The organism is Streptomyces sp. DH12 (genome assembly GCF_020873895.1).
GTDB lineage: Bacteria > Actinomycetota > Actinomycetes > Streptomycetales > Streptomycetaceae > Streptomyces.
On the sequence record NZ_JAHWGT010001480.1, the window covers coordinates 1 to 407 of the forward strand.

Genomic DNA, 407 nt, shown 5'->3' on the forward strand with positions numbered 1-407 from the left:
CTCCAGCAGCACGTGCTCGGTGATCTCCAGCTGGAGCGCTCCCGCGGGCACCCCGTAGCGGGCGAGGCGCGCGGCGACGGAGCCGGCGAAGCCGGGGCTGTGGACGTCGCGCGGCGAGACGTTGACGGCGACCGGCACGAACAGCCCCTGGGAGCGCCACTCGGCGACCTGCCCGAGCGCGGTCTCCAGCACGTACTCGGTGAGCTGCGGCATGAGCCCGGACGACTCGGCTATCGCTATGAACTCGTCCGGGGGGACCCGCCCGCGCTCCGGGTGCACCCACCGCACCAGCGCCTCAAGACCGGAGACCTGGCCGTCGAAGCGGACCTTCGGCTGGTAGTGCAGCTCCACCTCGTGCGCGTCGAGGGCGCGCCGCAGATCGCCCAGCAGCCCCAGCCGGTCGGGGG

Annotated in this window: 1 protein-coding gene; it reads right to left on the minus strand. The window is 73.7% G+C overall.

Annotated features, from left to right (window positions below; translation table 11 throughout):
• On the minus strand, positions 1–407 hold a 407-nt coding region (locus LPA54_RS40665; protein ID WP_228985452.1), incomplete at both ends, for an EAL domain-containing protein.